We start from the raw sequence: 17,707 nt of genomic DNA, 5'->3' as shown, positions 1-17,707 counted from the left end.
AAATGGCGCTGTCATCTTCCTTTCAAACGGGAAAGCACCGCGGCTGTTGTTTCGGCGAATACATCATCAAGCGGGCGGTTCGCGTCGATGACGACAATGCGGTCGGCAAACCGTCTAGCGAGTTCCCGATACCCTTCTCGCACCTTCTCATGAAAAGACAACGTTTCAAGGTCAAGCCGATTCACTTCCCGGCCGCGGTTCCGTCGGATTCGTTCAAGCCCAATTTGCGGATCGATATCAAAATAAATCGTCAGCGACGGCATATACCCATCAATAGCGAACTCATTAATTTTCCATACTTCCTCAATGCCAAGCCCGCGGGCAAATCCCTGGTAGGCGAGGGAACTGTCAACAAACCGGTCGCAAAGGACGACGCACCCAGCCTCAAGCGCCGGCACGATTTTCTCAAGCAAATGCTGCCGGCGCGCCGCCGCATATAAAAGCGCCTCCGTCCGCCCGTCCATTTCCGTATAATCACAGTTTAAAATGATGGAGCGAATCGCCTCGGCAATGCGCACCCCGCCAGGTTCCCTCGTCGCCACGACGTCAATCCCCGCTCACGCAACAACGACTCCAATTTGCTGATCATCGTCGTTTTGCCGGCTCCTTCCGGCCCTTCAAACGAAAAAAAGCATCCGTTCATCACTCGCGGCATCCTTTCCATCCTTTCTATTCGTATACAACCAGCTGACCATCTTTCAGCCGGCTTCCGCCTTGTATGTGCGCTCGCTGACAAAGAAGCTGGCGGATCTGTTCAATATGGCCGCGGCCGATCCGTTCTCCGACCCACACGAGCGGCACCCCAGGCGGATATGGAATGACCGTTTCCGCTGCTATATGTCCTTCAGCTTCCTCGAGCGCCACAGCTTTTGTCCGCAAATGGCGCAGCTCATTATACGGGACTAAAACCGATAGCGGCGGTCCGAGAAAAGGCGAAGCGTTACACACCGGCGCCTCGCCATCTGGCAAATCGCGCCACGCTCGTTTAATTTTCTCCGCTGCTTCCTGAAGCCGCCCGGTTACCGCCAGCGGGCAAACGAAAAGCACGTTCATTCGATCAGCAAGCTCGACAAACACCCCTTCGCGCTCAAGCCAACGTTGCAGTTCATACCCGGTCAAGGAACAGCGCGTCTGCACCGTTACTTTCAGCGGGTCGGTCTGTACGCCAAAATGACGGGAACAAACGACTGCCACCCCATCAATATCGGCCAAGGCTGCTTTAAACTTCTCAATTTCTGCCACGATCGCCGCCGCATCTCTTTTTGAAAGCTGGGCGACATAACTCCGCGCCAAATCGAGCGACGCCATAATCGGGTAAGACGGGCTGCTTGACTGAAACAACTGCAAAAAATATTTCAACCGCTCAAGATCAACCCGCTCGCTGTTTACATGCAAAAACGCTCCCATCGTCATCGCCGGCAACGTTTTATGCGCCGACTGCACGACGACATCAGCGCCATAGCGAAGCGCCGATGTCGGAAAAGGGGGACCGACAACGAAATGGGCGCCATGCGCCTCATCAACCAGCACCGGAATGCCATGTTCATGAACTAGACGGACGATTTCTGTCAAATCGGCGGCCATTCCATAATAATTTGGGTTCGTCAATACAACCGCAGCAACATCATCATAAAGCGCCAACGCCTCTTTGACCGCTTCAGGACGAATGTGCGAAGCGACACACACATCACGATCAAACTCGGGAGCAAGTAGAACAGGAGTGGCTTCCATGAGTTGCAATGCATGCATCACCGATTTATGGCAATTGCGTTGTACAATCACTTTCTTCCTCTTTCCATCACACACGGCGGCGATCATTGCCAAATTCCCTGCCGTCGAACCGTTCACAAGGAAAAACGTCTCCCTAACGCCATACAGCTCCGCCGCCAGCGCCTGCGCCTCGGCAATCACCGACTCAGGCTGATGCAAGTCATCCAAGCCGGAAATTTCCGTCGCATCCAACGCCAACAGCGGCGCAAACATATCTCGCCCTCGTTTCGAAAACAAAGCGCCGTATTTATGTCCCGGCACATGAAACGAAACCGGGCAGCGCGCCCAATGGTGCACGAGAGCGTCATATAAAGGAGTTTTCGTTTGATCCATCATCATCCTCTTTCCTTGCTGTCTGTCCCAGAACGGCCATCATCCGGGCAGACTGCCGAAATGCATGGGATATGCAGGAGAAACATCAAACATATAGTATCACAAACGTCCGAAAAAACGCACGAGTCGCGTCAATCGCAAATAAAAACAGGCCCAAATGCAGGCCCTGATTACGAGTGAATTTTCGATGTAAACATTTTGCGCAGCTGCCGCACATAAAACGAGTAGTTCGGGTCGTCCGTATTCGTTTGCACAATCGCCCGGTTGCAGTCCAAACAAAGAAAATGGCCAAAAAGGAAAATCCCTTCCTTTTTTTCCTGTTCACAAACGATGCATACATGTTCGCGTTGATTCCGGTCTGCTATTGATGTCCTCACGCTCTCCACCTCCCATCCTCTATGTTTCCCACATTGCTAACATTCTATACTAGTAGATGAAAGGAAGAGAGACATTGAGCGGGTCCTTATCGTTTTTTCCTCAAAAAACGAAAGCAGCCAATTGCACCAATGCAACTGGCTGCTCGTTTATTGCCTAGCAGCGACCTACTCTTGCAGGGGCGCTGGCCCCAACTACCATCGGCGCTGGAGGGCTTAACTTCCGTGTTCGGGATGGGAACGGGTGTTTCCCCTCCGCCATAGCCACTAGGCAATGGTGATCATCTTGGACAGTAATTATTATATCCATCCTGTTGGATTTGTCAACAGGATGTTCATTCCTTCAAAACTAGATAACCGTCGGAAGAAGCCGCTCGCCTGCGCTTTTCGCATTGTCCAGCTCCGGCTCGCCGCCGCTCGGGGTCAAATAACCTTCCCCCTCGGGGTGCAAGCACCCCTGCGGGTGAAGAACATTTGCCCATCGCGGCGACCCGCTCGCCTGCGCTTTTCTTTGTCCAGTTCCAGCGCCTAGCTCTCTTCTGCCAAATAACCTTCCCCTCGGGGTGCAAGCACCCCTGCGGGTGAAGAACATTTGGCTTCGAGAGCTAATCGCGGCGCTTTCACTTTTCTCACTAGGTTAAGCCCTCGATCGATTAGTATCCGTCAGCTCCACGTGTCGCCACGCTTCCACCTCGGACCTATCGACCTCGTCATCTTCGAGGGATCTTACCCGCCTAACGCGGTGGGAAATCTCATCTTGAGGGGGGCTTCACGCTTAGATGCTTTCAGCGCTTATCCCGTCCGCACATAGCTACCCAGCGGTGCCCCTGGCGGGACAACTGGTACACCAGCGGTGCGTCCATCCCGGTCCTCTCGTACTAAGGACAGCTCCTCTCAAATTTCCTCCGCCCGCGACGGATAGGGACCGAACTGTCTCACGACGTTCTGAACCCAGCTCGCGTACCGCTTTAATGGGCGAACAGCCCAACCCTTGGGACCGACTACAGCCCCAGGATGCGATGAGCCGACATCGAGGTGCCAAACCTCCCCGTCGATGTGGACTCTTGGGGGAGATCAGCCTGTTATCCCCGGGGTAGCTTTTATCCGTTGAGCGATGGCCCTTCCATGCGGAACCACCGGATCACTAAGCCCGACTTTCGTCCCTGCTCGACCTGTCCGTCTCGCAGTCAAGCTCCCTTGTGCCTTTGCACTCTCCGAATGATTTCCAACCATTCTGAGGGAACCTTTGGGCGCCTCCGTTACCTTTTGGGAGGCGACCGCCCCAGTCAAACTGCCCACCTGACACTGTCTCCCACCCCGCTAAGGGGTGCGGGTTAGAATTTCAATACCGCCAGGGTGGTATCCCACCGCCGCCTCCACCGAAGCTGGCGCTCCGGCTTCCCAGGCTCCCACCTATCCTGTACAAGCGATACCAAAATTCCATATCAGGCTGCAGTAAAGCTCCACGGGGTCTTTCCGTCCTGTCGCGGGTAACCTGCATCTTCACAGGTAGTATAATTTCACCGGGTCTCTCGTTGAGACAGCGCCCAAGTCGTTACACCTTTCGTGCGGGTCGGAACTTACCCGACAAGGAATTTCGCTACCTTAGGACCGTTATAGTTACGGCCGCCGTTTACTGGGGCTTCGGTTCGCACCTTCGCTTCCGCTAAGCGCTCCCCTTAACCTTCCAGCACCGGGCAGGTGTCAGCCCCTATACGTCGCCTTTCGGCTTCGCAGAGACCTGTGTTTTTGATAAACAGTCGCTTGGGCCTTTTCACTGCGGCTCTTCAGGGCTCTTCACCCCAAAGAGCACCCCTTCTCCCGAAGTTACGGGGTCATTTTGCCGAGTTCCTTAACGAGAGTTCTCCCGCGCGCCTTAGGATTCTCTCCTCGCCTACCTGTGTCGGTTTGCGGTACGGGCACCTCTTCCCTCGCTAGAGGCTTTTCTTGGCAGTGTGAAATCGGGGACTTCCGGATCACTCCGTCGCCGTCACCGCTTGGCCTTATGATCCGCGGATTTGCCTGCAGATCAGCCTCACGGCTTGGACAGGCTCTTCCAGCCGCCTGCTCGCCCTATCCTCCTGCGTCCCCCATCGCTCAAACGGGAAGAAGGTGGTACAGGAATCTCAACCTGTTGTCCATCACCTACGCCTTTCGGCCTCGGCTTAGGTCCCGACTAACCCTGAGCGGACGAACCTTCCTCAGGAACCCTTAGGCTTTCGGCGCAGAGGATTCTCACCTCTGTTTTCGCTACTCATACCGGCATTCTCACTTCTAAGCGCTCCACCAGTCCTTCCGGTCTGGCTTCTCTGCCCTTAGAACGCTCCCCTACCGATGACCAACGGTCATCCCGCAGCTTCGGCGGCACGTTTAGCCCCGGTACATTTTCGGCGCAGAGTCACTCGACCAGTGAGCTATTACGCACTCTTTAAATGGTGGCTGCTTCTAAGCCAACATCCTGGTTGTCTTTGCAACTCCACATCCTTTTCCACTGAACGTGCACTTCGGGGCCTTAGCTGGCGGTCTGGGCTGTTCCCCTCTCGACCACGGATCTTATCACTCGCGGTCTGACTCCCGGGCATAAGTCATTGGCATTCGGAGTTTGACTGGGTTCGGTAACCCGGTTTGGGCCCCTAGCCCAATCAGTGCTCTACCTCCAAGACTCCTAAACCCGAGGCTAGCCCTAAAGCTATTTCGGGGAGAACCAGCTATCTCCAAGTTCGATTGGCATTTCACCCCTACCCACACCTCATCCCCGCACTTTTCAACGTGCGTGGGTTCGGGCCTCCAGCCGGTGTTACCCGGCCTTCACCCTGGACATGGGTAGATCACCTGGTTTCGGGTCGACGACGACGTACTCACACGCCCTGTTCAGACTCGCTTTCGCTGCGGCTCCGCCTCTTCGGCTTAACCTCGCACGCCATCGTCACTCGCCGGTTCATTCTACAAAAGGCACGCCATCACCCATCAACGGGCTCTGACTACTTGTAGGCACACGGTTTCAGGTTCTCTTTCACTCCCCTCCCGGGGTGCTTTTCACCTTTCCCTCACGGTACTGGTGCACTATCGGTCACTAGGGAGTATTTAGCCTTGGGAGATGGTCCTCCCTGCTTCCGACGGGATTCCTCGTGTCCCGCCGTACTCAGGATCCGCTCGGGAGGGAACGAAGTTTCGACTACAGGGCTCTCACCTTCTCTGGCCGGCCGTTCCAGACCGGTTCGTCTACCCCGTCCCTTTCTCACTCCCATCGTGAGCGGTCCTACAACCCCAAGAGGACATGCCTCTTGGTTTGGGCTGTTCCCGTTTCGCTCGCCGCTACTTAGGGAATCGCGGTTGCTTTCTTCTCCTCCGGGTACTAAGATGTTTCAGTTCCCCGGGTGTGCCCTCCATGCCCTATGGATTCAGGCATGGATACTGCCCCATTACGGACAGTGGGTTCCCCCATTCGGACATCTCCGGATCAACGCTTGCTTACAGCTCCCCGAAGCGTTTCGGCGTTTGCCCCGTCCTTCATCGGCTCCTAGTGCCAAGGCATCCACCGTGCGCCCTTTCTAGCTTAACCTATCGCGCTCTCGGCTTCTTCCTTTGCTTTATCGGTTATCTAGTTTTCAAGGAACGAAGCTACTGCCTTGAGTCTGCTTCTTTGCAGCTTTGCGCCGAGGAATCCATCTTCCTTGAACCTGCTGGAAGACGAAGGCGCAAAGTAGCTCCTTTGAATTCGCTTCTTCGCTGGTTTGCGTCGAGGAATTCGGCTTCTCCGAATCCGCTTGTAGACGCAGACGCAAACGAGACTACTTCATTGAATTCACTTCTCTGCAGTCTTGTGCCGAGGAATCTTGCTTCCCTGAACCCGCTAGCAGACGCAGGCACAGACGCAAAACTTGATATGGTGGAGCCTATCGGGATCGAACCGATGACCTCCTGCTTGCAAAGCAGGCGCTCTCCCAGCTGAGCTAAGGCCCCATCCAATGGGCCTAAGTGGACTTGAACCACCGACCTCACGCTTATCAGGCGTGCGCTCTGACCAGCTGAGCTATAGGCCCATATACACATTGCAAGGAACAATAAGTTCCCTCAAAACTAAACAAAACAGCAAGCGTCATTATAATCAAACTGATAGGTTTTGTCAAGAAATTCTGTCTAGCTCCGGTGCCTGGTTCTCTTCTGCCAAATAACCTTCCCCCTCGGGGGTGCAAGCACCACTAAGGGTGAAGAACATTTGGCTTCGAGAGCCGATCTCGGCGCCTCCGCTTTTCTCCTTAGAAAGGAGGTGATCCAGCCGCACCTTCCGGTACGGCTACCTTGTTACGACTTCACCCCAATCACTTGCCCCACCTTCGGCGGCTGGCTCCCTTGCGGGTTGCCTCACCGACTTCGGGTGTTGCAAGCTCTCGTGGTGTGACGGGCGGTGTGTACAAGGCCCGGGAACGTATTCACCGCGGCATGCTGATCCGCGATTACTAGCGATTCCGGCTTCATGCAGGCGAGTTGCAGCCTGCAATCCGAACTGAGAGCGGCTTTTTGGGATTCGCTCCCCCTCGCGGGTTCGCAGCCCTTTGTACCGCCCATTGTAGCACGTGTGTAGCCCAGGTCATAAGGGGCATGATGATTTGACGTCATCCCCACCTTCCTCCGACTTGTCGCCGGCAGTCCCTCTAGAGTGCCCAACTGAATGCTGGCAACTAGAGGCGAGGGTTGCGCTCGTTGCGGGACTTAACCCAACATCTCACGACACGAGCTGACGACAACCATGCACCACCTGTCACCCTGTCCCCCGAAGGGGGAACGCCCAATCTCTTGGGTTGTCAGGGGATGTCAAGACCTGGTAAGGTTCTTCGCGTTGCTTCGAATTAAACCACATGCTCCACCGCTTGTGCGGGCCCCCGTCAATTCCTTTGAGTTTCAGCCTTGCGGCCGTACTCCCCAGGCGGAGTGCTTATCGCGTTAGCTGCAGCACTAAAGGGTGTGACCCCTCTAACACTTAGCACTCATCGTTTACGGCGTGGACTACCAGGGTATCTAATCCTGTTTGCTCCCCACGCTTTCGCGCCTCAGCGTCAGTTGCAGGCCAGAGAGCCGCCTTCGCCACTGGTGTTCCTCCACATCTCTACGCATTTCACCGCTACACGTGGAATTCCGCTCTCCTCTCCTGCACTCAAGTCCCCAGTTTCCAATGACCCTCCACGGTTGAGCCGTGGGCTTTCACATCAGACTTAAGGGACCGCCTGCGCGCGCTTTACGCCCAATAATTCCGGACAACGCTCGCCCCCTACGTATTACCGCGGCTGCTGGCACGTAGTTAGCCGGGGCTTTCTCGTGAGGTACCGTCACCGCGCCGCCCTCTTCGAACGGCGCCCCTTCGTCCCTCACAACAGAGCTTTACGACCCGAAGGCCTTCTTCGCTCACGCGGCGTCGCTCCGTCAGGCTTTCGCCCATTGCGGAAGATTCCCTACTGCTGCCTCCCGTAGGAGTCTGGGCCGTGTCTCAGTCCCAGTGTGGCCGGTCACCCTCTCAGGCCGGCTACGCATCGTCGCCTTGGTGAGCCGTTACCTCACCAACTAGCTAATGCGCCGCGGGCCCATCCGCAAGTGACAGCCAAAGGCCGCCTTTCAACCAAAGACCATGCGGTCTTCGGTGTTATCCGGTATTAGCTCCGGTTTCCCGGAGTTATCCCGGTCTTGCGGGCAGGTTGCCCACGTGTTACTCACCCGTCCGCCGCTGACCAAATCAGAGCAAGCTCCGATTTGGTCCGCTCGACTTGCATGTATTAGGCACGCCGCCAGCGTTCGTCCTGAGCCAGGATCAAACTCTCCAAAAGAAAGTTGATTGGCTTTTGCTTTGGCCAAAGCGGCCTCAGCTTTTCCGTATTGTCCAGCTTCGGCCCGCCGCCGCTCGGGGTCAAATAACCTTCGCCTTCGGGATTGTAAATCCCTGCAGGCGAAGAACATTTGCCCATCGCGGCGACCCGCGAGCCTCAGCTTTTCCGTATTGTCCAGCTTCGGCGCCTCGCTCTCTTCTGCCAAATCACCTTCCCCTCGGGGTGCAAGCACCACTAAGGGTGAAGAACATTTGGCTTCGAGATCACCAGGATGGCGATATTTCGCCGTTGCCCGCAGGACGCGGGCTACCTTTAGGCGAAATTACGGCGCCTCCGCTTTTCTTATGACGCTTGCGTTTTGTTTAGTTTTCAAGGAACTTGTTTATCTTGCACACTTTTATTATTATACATATCATTTAATTTGCTGTCAACATATCTTTCATGAACAGCGACATTGATTAATATAATTCATTGTCATATAAAAGTCAATAACTTTTAAACAAAAAAATTAAAGGCATCTTGAATAATGATGCCTACAAAATATATCGGTCAATCACGATTAACGCTGCCGCTCCAGGGAGGCCAAGAAATCCGCAAACGATTGAGGTGACGAGGTTAATCGGAATATGGATGTTAAAATGCCCGCCGATGGCGTTGATGACAAACAGCGCGAGCGCCCCGACGATCAGGCGGATAGCAGCGTAGCCGATCAGGCGAAGCGCTTTGAGACGGGCGCCGACGATAAGCAAAACGGCGATAAGCGCTAGCAACACGGTAATGACGACTTTCGGATCCAACGTTTGAACCCCCTTTTTGCACGCTTGTACTACCAACGTATGAGAAACAGGGGAAAAAAGAACAAAAAAATAAGGAAGTTAACGCACTTCCTTAAGTGTGATGCGGCGGTGCTTCGCTTCGCGGAGGAGGAAAAAATATTTGGCCTCAGCGAGTTGCAATGCGCTCAGCACCTCCGGAGACGGATCGACGCTTTTTTCGATGAGTTGTTTCTGCTCAAGCCATTCAGTTCTAGCCTTTTGTAGTTCAGCCATTAACTTCTCATCAAATTGTCTCTTTAGTTTCCCCTTTCGCCGCCATAACAAACCGATCCCCACCTTCTTTCTCTCTATAGCTCACGGCGCCCTTCCAACGCCTTTGATAACGTCACTTCGTCCGCATACTCCAAGTCGCCGCCGACCGGCAAGCCATGGGCGATGCGGGTGACTTTGATTCCTGTCGGCTTCAACAGGCGGGAGATGTACATCGCCGTTGCCTCTCCCTCGATGTTCGGGTCGGTCGCTAAAATCACCTCTTGGACCGTCTCATCCTGCAATCGCGTGAGCAGCTCGGCGATTTTAATATCTTCCGGTCCGATGCCTTCCATCGGCGAGATGGCCCCGTGCAACACGTGGTACAGGCCATTGTATTCTTTCATCCTCTCCATGGCGATGACATCTTTCGGATCCTGAACAACGCAAATCGTCGTCCGGTCGCGCCGCTCGTCTTTGCAGATGTAGCAAGGGTCTGTATCTGTAATATGTCCGCAAATCGTGCAATAATGAATATGCCGCTTGACATCAACGAGCGCTTTGGCAAACTCAAGCACGGTGTCTTCTTTCATCGCCAGCACATGAAATGCAAGGCGGGCAGCCGTTTTCGGGCCGATGCCGGGCAGTTTCATAAAACTGTCAATCAACTTCGATAGCGGTTCTGGATAATGCATACGCCCCCCTAGAACAACCCTGGAATGTTAAGTCCTTTCGTAAACTGCCCCATCATTTCATTAGCCAACTCATCCGCTTTTTTCAACGCATCGTTTGTCGCTGCCAAAATCAAATCTTGCAGCATTTCAATATCGTCTGGGTCGACGACTTCCTCTTTAATTTTTACTTCCAAAATTTGTTTATGACCGTTAGCGACAACGGTCACCATGCCTCCGCCCGCCGTGCCTTCCACCGTTTTTTCCGCCAACTCTTCCTGCGCTTTTTGCATTTCTTTTTGCATTTTTTGCATTTGTTTTAACATTTTTTGCATATTGCCCATTCCGCCACGCATCATCTTGGCATCCTCCTTTAAACGGTTTATTCTTTAATTTCGATCAGCTCTTCGCCAAACAGCCGCTTCGCTTCGGCGATTAACGGATCTTCTTCGCTTTTTTCCACCATGGCGTCCTTATTGCGGATGAACTCTTCTCTTATTTTTCCCCATTCTCCCTCCGGAATGGCTACCATTTCAAAGCGGCGGTTTGTCAGCTCAAACAAAATCGCTTCGACGTTTTCTTTGACCGAACTTGTGGGATCGGTCGCCATTTTGCAGTGGATTTCGTATTTGAATTTTAATACAAACGCTGAGGCGCTCGCTGCAACCGGCTCGCTCTCTTGCAGCAAGGCAGCGTGCGACACTTTATGCTGCCGTTTCAACGTGTCGAGCACATCCGCCCAGCATCCTTTCACCAAAGCTAAATCTTCATGCGTCGCCTGTTTCAACAGCTCGTAAATGCGGCCAACCGGGGCTTTATATCCCCCGTTTTCATCGGTTTGGACAGTTTTTTCACCGGCGCGGCGGTCGACGGAGGGGCAGGTGGTTGTTCCTTCAGGCGCCGCAATTCCGCCTCCAGCGTTTCAATCCGCTTTATCAACGGTTCCAACTCGGAAGCCGACAGCGACGGGACGGCGGCTGATGGATGGCAAAGTTTCACAAGCGCCACTTCCAACAGAAGGCGCGGGTGGTTTGTCCACTTCATCTCTTGCTGGCTTTTGTTCAGCAACTCGATGGCCTCGTATAAATTGGAAACCGGAATCATTTCCGACAGTGAAGTGAACGCTTCGTCAACGACAGCAATTTGAATCGCTCCCTCCACATAGGGAGCGGTTTTGTACAGCAATAAATCGCGATAGTACAAAATCAAGTCTTCAACCAAACGATGCGGATCTTTCCCTTGCGCCATCATCGTTTCCAACTGCTGAAGAACCGCCGCTGTATCTTTGCGGTGGATGGCTTCGATGAAGCTCGATAAGGCGGCAAATGATGCAGCCCCGGTCATCGCCAGCACGTCGTCGAGCCGAAGTTTCCCGTCGCTGAACGAAATGGCTTGATCAAGCAAGCTGAGCGCATCGCGCATCCCCCGTCTGCAGCACGGGCGATGGCGGACAATGCCTCATCGGACGCCTCGACACCTTGGGCGCTTGCGACATACTTTAGCCGTGAAACGATCGCCGGAAGCGGGATGCGGCGAAAATCGAACCGTTGGCAGCGGGAAATGATCGTCGCCGGAATTTTGTGCGGCTCGGTCGTGGCCAAAATGAAAATGACGTGTTTCGGCGGCTCCTCCAACGTTTTCAACAGCGCGTTAAACGCACCGATCGACAGCATATGCACCTCGTCGATGATATACACTTTGTAGCGGGCCGACGTCGGCGCAAATTTCACCTTCTCACGGATATCACGAATTTCATCGACGCGGTTGTTGGAAGCAGCGTCAATTTCCAGCACATCGGGAACCGTTCCATTCGTAATGCCGAGGCAAGCTGGACACTCATTGCATGGCTCCGCCGCTGGCGCCTGTTCACAGTTGACCGCCTTGGCGAAAATTTTCGCTGCGCTCGTTTTTCCTGTACCGCGCGGGCCGGAAAATAAGTAAGCGTGCGATATTTTATGTTGAAGCAGGGCGCTTTGCAACGTCTTGGTCACGTGTTCTTGGCCGACCATGTCCGCAAAGCGCTGCGGCCGAAACACGCGATATAACGCTTGGTATGCCACGGAAAACGGCCCTCCTCTTTCTCTCGTCCTATCTATTATATAACTTCCTATTGCAATTTGAAATAACAAAAAACCCACTCGCCATGAGTGGGTTTTGTTCCCTATCGCTATGTAAGGCCGTGCACCTTCTGTCGATTAGCTGCCCCGAGCGTTGCTCAAGCAGTTAGCTCAGCCCAGGCGCCCCCGCGGCACATGGGAGCATCCGCTTACTGCTGCTTCCTTCCGGACCTGACAGGGTTCACGGAATCCCATTGCGCGGGACCCAGACGTCAACACCACTTGCTTGAGACAGGCCTCGCAACAGACTAACCTCGAGAAGGAATTCAGCCTCGCTAGAGCGGATTGCGAGTACAGGGCACCGCTACCTCCCCGCTTAGCACGGCACTATCAGTATAGCTCGTTAGCGGAAAAAATGCAATGTCAATCGACGGAATTTTCGTTGGCACTCCCGCCAACATTTCTCTTTTGTTCGCGCAATCGTCGAAAAAATTGGCTCAACAGCGAACCGCACTCGTCAGCAAGCACTCCGCTTACCACCTCAACCTGATGGTTAAATCGGCTTTCCTGCAATAAGTTCATCAATGTCCCAGCGCACCCTCCCTTTGGGTCAAACGCGCCAAACACGACTCGTTCGATGCGGGAAAGAACAATGGCGCCTGCGCACATGGCGCACGGCTCAAGCGTTACGTACAACGTCGCCCGCTCAAGCCGCCATGAACCAGTTTCCCGGCATGCTTCATCGATTGCCAAAATTTCTGCATGAGCGATGGCGCGTTGTTCAGTTTCCCGCAAATTATGGGCGCGGGCGATAATGCGGCCGTCTTGAACGATGACAGCGGCGATCGGCACTTCGCCGATCTGCTCCGCTTTTTTTGCTTCTTCCATTGCCAATCGCATGTAGTACTCGTCGGTGTTCATCGTATACCCCTTCACACAAACGGTCATTTCTCCTTTCTTTTCATCATAGAATATGGAGAATAAAGACGCAACTAGGAGGTCAAGTATGCAAATCCACGTAGTGCAGAGTGGACAAACGTTAAGTGGAATTGCTGAGGCATACGGGACCACGGCGGAAGAAATTGTCCGGGCCAACAAGCTTCCAAACCCTGATAAACTCGTTGTCGGCCAGGCGCTCGTGATCCCGATCGTCGGTCGTTTTTACTGGGTGCAGCGCGGCGACACGTTATGGTCGATTGCACGCCGATTTTCGATTCCGATGCAGCGGCTTGCCGAAGTGAATCGCCTCTCCTTAAACGCTCCGCTTAAGGTCGGGCAGCGGCTTTATATACCGCCCGGCGCCAAGCGAAGAGCGGAGTTTAACGCCTATATTGAACCGCGCGGCGCGACTGTCAGCCCAGCGCTGGAGGCGAGCGCTCGCGAAGCCGCTCCGTATTTGACTTATTTGAGTCCTTTTTATTTTGCGATCCGACGCGACGCGACATTGCAAGAGCCGCCGCTTGACGACTTTCCGGATATTGCCCGCGCCAACCGCGTCACGCTCGTTATGGTTGTCGCCAACATTGAAAACGGGCAGTTCAGCGACGAGCTCGGCGCGCTTATGTTAACAAACGAAACGCTGCAAAATCGTCTGCTCGACAACATTGTCGCGACCGCTAGACGGTATGGCTTCCGCGACATCCATTTTGATTTTGAATATTTGCGCCCGGAAGACCGTGAGGCGTATAATGCGTTTTTGCGCAAAGCGAAACGGCGGTTTGCACGAGAAGGGTGGATGATGTCGACCGCCTTGGCGCCAAAAACGAGCGCGACCCAGCGCGGACGTTGGTACGAAGCACACGACTACCGCGCCCATGGACAAATTGTCGACTTTGTCGTGATCATGACGTATGAATGGGGCTACAGCGGCGGGCCGCCGATGCCGGTTTCCCCGATCGGTCCGGTCCGCCGCGTTATCGAGTACGCCATCTCTGAAATGCCAGCCGGAAAAATTTTGATGGGGCAAAACTTGTATGGCTACGACTGGACGCTGCCATATGTACCCGGCGGCCCGTACGCCCAGGCCATCAGCCCGCAGCAAGCCATCGCCCTCGCCGCAAAGTATAACGTTGCCATCGAATACGATACGGAGGCGCAGGCACCGCATTTTCGCTATCGCGACGAAAACGGACGCGAGCATGAAGTATGGTTCGAGGACGCCCGCTCCATTCAAGCAAAATTTAATCTCGTGAAGGAACTTGGTTTGCGCGGGGTCAGCTATTGGAAACTTGGCATTGATTTTCCACAAAACTGGCTGCTGATCGCTGATCAATTTACTGTTGTAAAAAAATAAAGGCATAAAAAACCCGCCGGTCAACGGCGGGTTTTTTTATGATGGGAAACGGCTTTCGGCGGTCAGCCGTTTCAGATGACAATCTCCTCTTATGCGCGTCAGTCCTCTTCATCATCGTCTTGGCCAAGAACAAGATTTCTTGTTCCTCATTGCCAACGTCATTCACTATAACACGGCAGTCGGGAAAAGTCAACCAACGATTTGCCTCAAGCACCTTTTTTCAGCGAATGACGTCCCGATTCCCCATGTAAGGACGAAGCGCTTCCGGAACGATGACCGAGCCGTCTTCTTGCTGGTAGTTTTCCAAAATGGCGGCGACCGTCCGCCCAATAGCTAGCCCCGAACCGTTTAATGTATGCACGTACTCCGGTTTCGCTTTTGGATCGCGACGGAAGCGGATGTTGGCACGGCGCGCTTGAAACGCCTCAAAGTTGCTGCACGACGAAATTTCCCGGTACGTTCCGTAACTTGGCAGCCAAACTTCAATATCGTACGTTTTCGCCGCCGAGAATCCAAGGTCTCCGGTGCACAAGGCGACAACGCGGTACGGAAGCCCGAGCCGTTGCAAAATCGCCTCTGCCTGGCGCGTCAGCTTTTCCAATTCATCGTACGAGTCCTCCGGCTTTACGAATTTTACCAGCTCGACTTTATTGAACTGATGCTGACGGATCAGCCCTCTCGTGTCGCGGCCGGCCGACCCGGCTTCCGCGCGGAAGCAGGCGCTGTAGGCCGCATAGTAAATCGGCAAATCATCTGCGGCCAAAATTTCGTCGCGGTGCAGGTTCGTCACCGGCACCTCAGCGGTCGGAATGAGGAAATAATCTTCGCTGTCCAAATGGAACGCATCCTCGGCAAATTTCGGCAACTGTCCGGTTCCGATCATGCTCGCCCGGTTCACTAAATATGGCGGCAACACTTCTTCGTAACCGAATTCATCGAGATGGATGTCAAGCATAAAGTTGATGAGCGCCCGCTCAAGCCGCGCTCCTAACCCTTTATAAAAGACAAATCGGCTTCCCGCCACTTTGGCGGCTCGCTCAAAGTCGAGCAAACCGAGCCGATCGGCGATTTCCCAATGCGGCTTCGGCTCAAAGGAAAACGAACGCGGCTCTCCCCATCTCCGCACTTCCACATTGTCCTCTTCTGATTGGCCGATCGGCACTGATTCGTGCGGCACGTTTGGAATCGACAACAACAAGTCGTCGAGTTCCGCCTCAAGCTGGCGAATTTGTTCATCCATCCGTTTAATGCGGTCACCGACTTCGCGCATTTGGGCAATCAGCGGCTCGGCGTCCTTTTTCTCGCGCTTTAGGACAGCGATTTGCCGCGACACATCGTTGCGCTTGCTTTTCAGCTCTTCGACTTCCGCGATCAAGCGGCGGCGGTCTTTGTCCAATTGTTCAAAGCGGTCGATGTTCGTCAAATCCCCGCCGCGCTGCATTAGTTTTTCTTTCACTTCTTCAAACTGGGTGCGCAATATTTTCACATCCAGCATGGCTTTTACCTCCTTTTCCATTCAATATTATACATAAAAAAGCCCCCGTCCCAAAAAAGGGACGGGAGCCATCCCGCGGTGCCACCCTTATTGAAGGCTTGCTATGCCTTCCCCTTTTGCCGTTAACGGCGGCGGCCGAAAACGCCTACTGGCCCTTTGGGCGTTCAACGTTTTGCTCGAGGATGGATTCACAGGAGCTCCCTGCCGGTTCGCACCACCCACCGGCTCTCTGAAAGGAAGGGGGCCTGCTACTTGTTCCTCTCATCGCTTTCGCTTGATCACTTTACTTGAGGCTTGACGCCATTTTCGCTTCTTTGACCATGTTGAGGAAGTATTGCATCAATCGATGATCGTCGGTCAGCTCTGGATGGAACGAGCAGCCGAGAAACTGGCCTTGCCGGGCCGCGACAATGCGGTCGTTGTATGTCGCCAAGACATCGACCTCGTCACCGACCTCGACAATGTGCGGAGCACGGATGAAGACGCCGACAAACCCGTCGCCGACACCCTTAATCGACAGCTCCGCCTCAAAGCTTTCCCGCTGCCGACCGAACGAGTTCCGCTCGACTGTAATGTCCATTAATCCTAAATGTGGCTCGTCATAGCCGACAATTCGCTTCGCCAGCAAAATGAGTCCGGCGCACGTGCCGAACATCGGCTTGCCGGCAGCGGCAAATTGCTTGAGCGGCTCCATCAGCCCATAGCGGTCGATGAGCCGCCGCATCGTTGTGCTTTCGCCGCCCGGCAGCACAAGACCGTCCAACCCTTCAAGCTGCTCCGGCTTTTTCACGATGACCGCCTCGGCGCCGCACGCCTCAATGGCGCGAACATGCTCCCGCACAGCTCCTTGCAGTCCAAGTACACCTATTTTCATCGTTGCTTTGCTCCTTTATTTAGCTTACCAGCCGCGTTCTTGCATCCGGTGCTCCGGCAACAATGTCGCGATATCGATGCCGCGCATCGCGCCGCCCAATCCTTTCGACAAGTGTGCGATCAATTCATAGTCTTCGTAATGAGTCGTCGCCTCTACGATCGCGCGCGCGTATTTTTCCGGATTTTCCGATTTGAAAATGCCAGACCCAACAAAGACACCGTCCGCACCCAAGTGCATCATCAAGGCAGCGTCAGCCGGTGTCGCGACACCGCCGGCGGCAAAGTTGACGACCGGCAGGCGGCCAAGCCGCTTGATCTCGCGCAGCACCTCAACCGGAGCCCCGAGCTGTTTCGCCTCAGCGACAAGCTCATCTTCGCTCATGTTGACGACTTTGCGAATTTGCGCGTTCACTTTGCGCATATGGCGCACGGCCTCAACAATGTTGCCTGTCCCCGGCTCTCCTTTGGTTCGCAACATCGATGCCCCTTCTGCAATGCGGCGCGCCGCTTCCCCTAAATCGCGGCAACCGCACACAAATGGAACGGTAAACTGCCGTTTGTCAATATGGAATTCCTCATCAGCCGGCGTTAATACTTCGCTTTCGTCAATGTAGTCGACACCAAGCGCCTCTAAGACACGCGCCTCAACATAGTGACCGATCCGCACTTTCGCCATGACTGGGATCGAAACGGCCTTCATCACTTCTTCGATCACCGTCGGGTCGGCCATGCGCGCGACACCGCCAGCGGCGCGAATGTCCGCCGGGACGCGCTCGAGCGCCATAACCGCGACAGCCCCTGCCGCCTCAGCAATCTTCGCTTGCTCCGCATTGACGACGTCCATAATGACGCCGCCTTTTTGCATTTCCGCCATGCCGCGTTTGACGCGGTCTGTACCTGTCAATGCCAACGTTGATTCCCCCTGTTCCTATCCTTATGCTTTGCTATATACGCAAAAGGATGATTCCACTGTTTTATTTTACCTCAATTTTTACAA

11 protein-coding genes, 2 tRNA genes, 3 rRNA genes, 1 other RNA gene, 2 pseudogenes and 1 other annotated feature are annotated in these 17,707 nt (G+C 54.3%); of the genes and pseudogenes, 1 reads left to right on the top strand and 18 read right to left on the bottom strand.

What is annotated here, in order from left to right:
• Positions 1–11: 11 nt before the first annotated feature.
• The 15 genes and pseudogenes from tmk to tadA all read right to left on the bottom strand — a co-directional run bounded on the left by tmk (position 12) and on the right by tadA (position 12,970).
• Positions 12–643, bottom strand: a pseudogene (gene tmk / locus A0V43_RS15325) (dTMP kinase).
• Positions 644–669: 26 nt separating this feature from the next.
• The gene (locus A0V43_RS15320; protein ID WP_063193890.1) at positions 670–2,103 is read right to left on the bottom strand and encodes an aminotransferase class I/II-fold pyridoxal phosphate-dependent enzyme; all 1,434 of its coding nucleotides are present in this window, start codon (positions 2,101–2,103) and stop codon (positions 670–672) included.
• Between the two features lie 170 nt (positions 2,104–2,273).
• Positions 2,274–2,480: a sigma factor G inhibitor Gin gene (locus A0V43_RS15315; protein WP_011229538.1), complete on the bottom strand. Its 207-nt coding sequence runs from the start codon at positions 2,478–2,480 to the stop codon at positions 2,274–2,276.
• A gap of 152 nt (positions 2,481–2,632) precedes the next feature.
• A 5S ribosomal RNA gene (gene rrf / locus A0V43_RS15310) occupies positions 2,633–2,749 on the bottom strand.
• A 361-nt stretch (positions 2,750–3,110) separates the two neighbouring features.
• A 23S ribosomal RNA gene (locus tag A0V43_RS15305) occupies positions 3,111–6,039 on the bottom strand.
• Between the two features lie 325 nt (positions 6,040–6,364).
• A tRNA-Ala gene (locus A0V43_RS15300) sits at positions 6,365–6,440 on the bottom strand.
• A 6-nt stretch (positions 6,441–6,446) separates the two neighbouring features.
• Positions 6,447–6,520 (bottom strand) — tRNA-Ile (locus tag A0V43_RS15295).
• Positions 6,521–6,740: 220 nt separating this feature from the next.
• Positions 6,741–8,296: ribosomal RNA gene (locus A0V43_RS15290) — 16S ribosomal RNA — on the bottom strand.
• Together the 16S, 23S and 5S rRNA genes with 2 tRNA genes alongside form the textbook arrangement of a ribosomal RNA operon.
• A 533-nt stretch (positions 8,297–8,829) precedes the next feature.
• A complete protein-coding gene (locus A0V43_RS15285) occupies positions 8,830–9,093 on the bottom strand; it encodes a pro-sigmaK processing inhibitor BofA family protein (protein WP_063193516.1) in 264 nt (87 codons plus the stop codon).
• Positions 9,094–9,171: 78 nt separating this feature from the next.
• Positions 9,172–9,396 (bottom strand): YaaL family protein, encoded by a 225-nt coding sequence (locus A0V43_RS15280; protein WP_012820427.1) that lies wholly within the window; start codon positions 9,394–9,396, stop codon positions 9,172–9,174.
• 23 nt (positions 9,397–9,419) lie between these two features.
• Positions 9,420–10,016 (bottom strand): recombination mediator RecR, encoded by a 597-nt coding sequence (gene recR / locus A0V43_RS15275; protein ID WP_011229535.1) that lies wholly within the window; start codon positions 10,014–10,016, stop codon positions 9,420–9,422.
• Between the two features lie 8 nt (positions 10,017–10,024).
• Positions 10,025–10,348, bottom strand: a complete 324-nt coding sequence (locus A0V43_RS15270; RefSeq protein WP_020279743.1) for a YbaB/EbfC family nucleoid-associated protein — start codon at positions 10,346–10,348, stop codon at positions 10,025–10,027.
• A 26-nt stretch (positions 10,349–10,374) separates the two neighbouring features.
• Positions 10,375–12,052: pseudogene (gene dnaX, locus A0V43_RS15265) on the bottom strand (DNA polymerase III subunit gamma/tau).
• A gap of 117 nt (positions 12,053–12,169) precedes the next feature.
• Positions 12,170–12,434, bottom strand: an RNA gene (gene ffs / locus A0V43_RS15260) — signal recognition particle sRNA large type.
• Positions 12,435–12,472: 38 nt separating this feature from the next.
• Positions 12,473–12,970 (bottom strand): tRNA adenosine(34) deaminase TadA, encoded by a 498-nt coding sequence (tadA, locus tag A0V43_RS15255; RefSeq protein ID WP_063193515.1) that lies wholly within the window; start codon positions 12,968–12,970, stop codon positions 12,473–12,475.
• An 85-nt stretch (positions 12,971–13,055) separates the two neighbouring features.
• On the opposite strand from tadA, the gene A0V43_RS15250 reads away from it, so the two are divergent.
• Positions 13,056–14,342, top strand: coding sequence for a glycoside hydrolase family 18 protein (locus tag A0V43_RS15250; RefSeq protein WP_063193514.1), 1,287 nt, complete (start codon positions 13,056–13,058; stop codon positions 14,340–14,342).
• A gap of 220 nt (positions 14,343–14,562) precedes the next feature.
• On the opposite strand, the gene serS is transcribed toward A0V43_RS15250, so the two are convergent.
• From serS to pdxS, 3 genes are all read right to left on the bottom strand, one after another.
• Positions 14,563–15,837, bottom strand: a complete 1,275-nt coding sequence (gene serS, locus A0V43_RS15240) for a serine--tRNA ligase (protein WP_063193513.1) — start codon at positions 15,835–15,837, stop codon at positions 14,563–14,565.
• A gap of 54 nt (positions 15,838–15,891) precedes the next feature.
• Positions 15,892–16,111: a binding site (T-box leader), on the bottom strand.
• 9 nt (positions 16,112–16,120) lie between these two features.
• Positions 16,121–16,711 carry a pyridoxal 5'-phosphate synthase glutaminase subunit PdxT gene (pdxT, locus tag A0V43_RS15235; protein ID WP_015373696.1) on the bottom strand — a complete coding sequence of 197 codons (591 nt, stop codon included), beginning with the start codon at positions 16,709–16,711 and terminating at the stop codon, positions 16,121–16,123.
• A 24-nt stretch (positions 16,712–16,735) separates the two neighbouring features.
• Positions 16,736–17,620 carry a pyridoxal 5'-phosphate synthase lyase subunit PdxS gene (gene pdxS / locus A0V43_RS15230; protein ID WP_020754770.1) on the bottom strand — a complete coding sequence of 295 codons (885 nt, stop codon included), beginning with the start codon at positions 17,618–17,620 and terminating at the stop codon, positions 16,736–16,738.
• Positions 17,621–17,707 lie beyond the last annotated feature (87 nt).

Source organism: Geobacillus sp. JS12 (assembly GCF_001592395.1).
Classification (GTDB): Bacteria; Bacillota; Bacilli; order Bacillales; family Anoxybacillaceae; genus Geobacillus; species Geobacillus zalihae.
This window is presented reverse-complemented; position numbering and strand designations above follow the sequence as displayed.

What these genes read in the sequence shown, in the direction of transcription:
- A0V43_RS15320 (WP_063193890.1), bottom strand. Translation starts at nt 2,103, where the DNA reads ATGGATCAAACGAAAACTCCTTTATATGACGCTCTCGTGCACCATTGG.
- tadA (WP_063193515.1), bottom strand. Translation starts at nt 12,970, where the DNA reads ATGAACACCGACGAGTACTACATGCGATTGGCAATGGAAGAAGCAAAA.
- recR (WP_011229535.1), bottom strand. Translation starts at nt 10,016, where the DNA reads ATGCATTATCCAGAACCGCTATCGAAGTTGATTGACAGTTTTATGAAA.
- A0V43_RS15250 (WP_063193514.1), top strand. Translation starts at nt 13,056, where the DNA reads ATGCAAATCCACGTAGTGCAGAGTGGACAAACGTTAAGTGGAATTGCT.
- pdxT (WP_015373696.1), bottom strand. Translation starts at nt 16,711, where the DNA reads ATGAAAATAGGTGTACTTGGACTGCAAGGAGCTGTGCGGGAGCATGTT.
- A0V43_RS15270 (WP_020279743.1), bottom strand. Translation starts at nt 10,348, where the DNA reads ATGCGTGGCGGAATGGGCAATATGCAAAAAATGTTAAAACAAATGCAA.
- serS (WP_063193513.1), bottom strand. Translation starts at nt 15,837, where the DNA reads ATGCTGGATGTGAAAATATTGCGCACCCAGTTTGAAGAAGTGAAAGAA.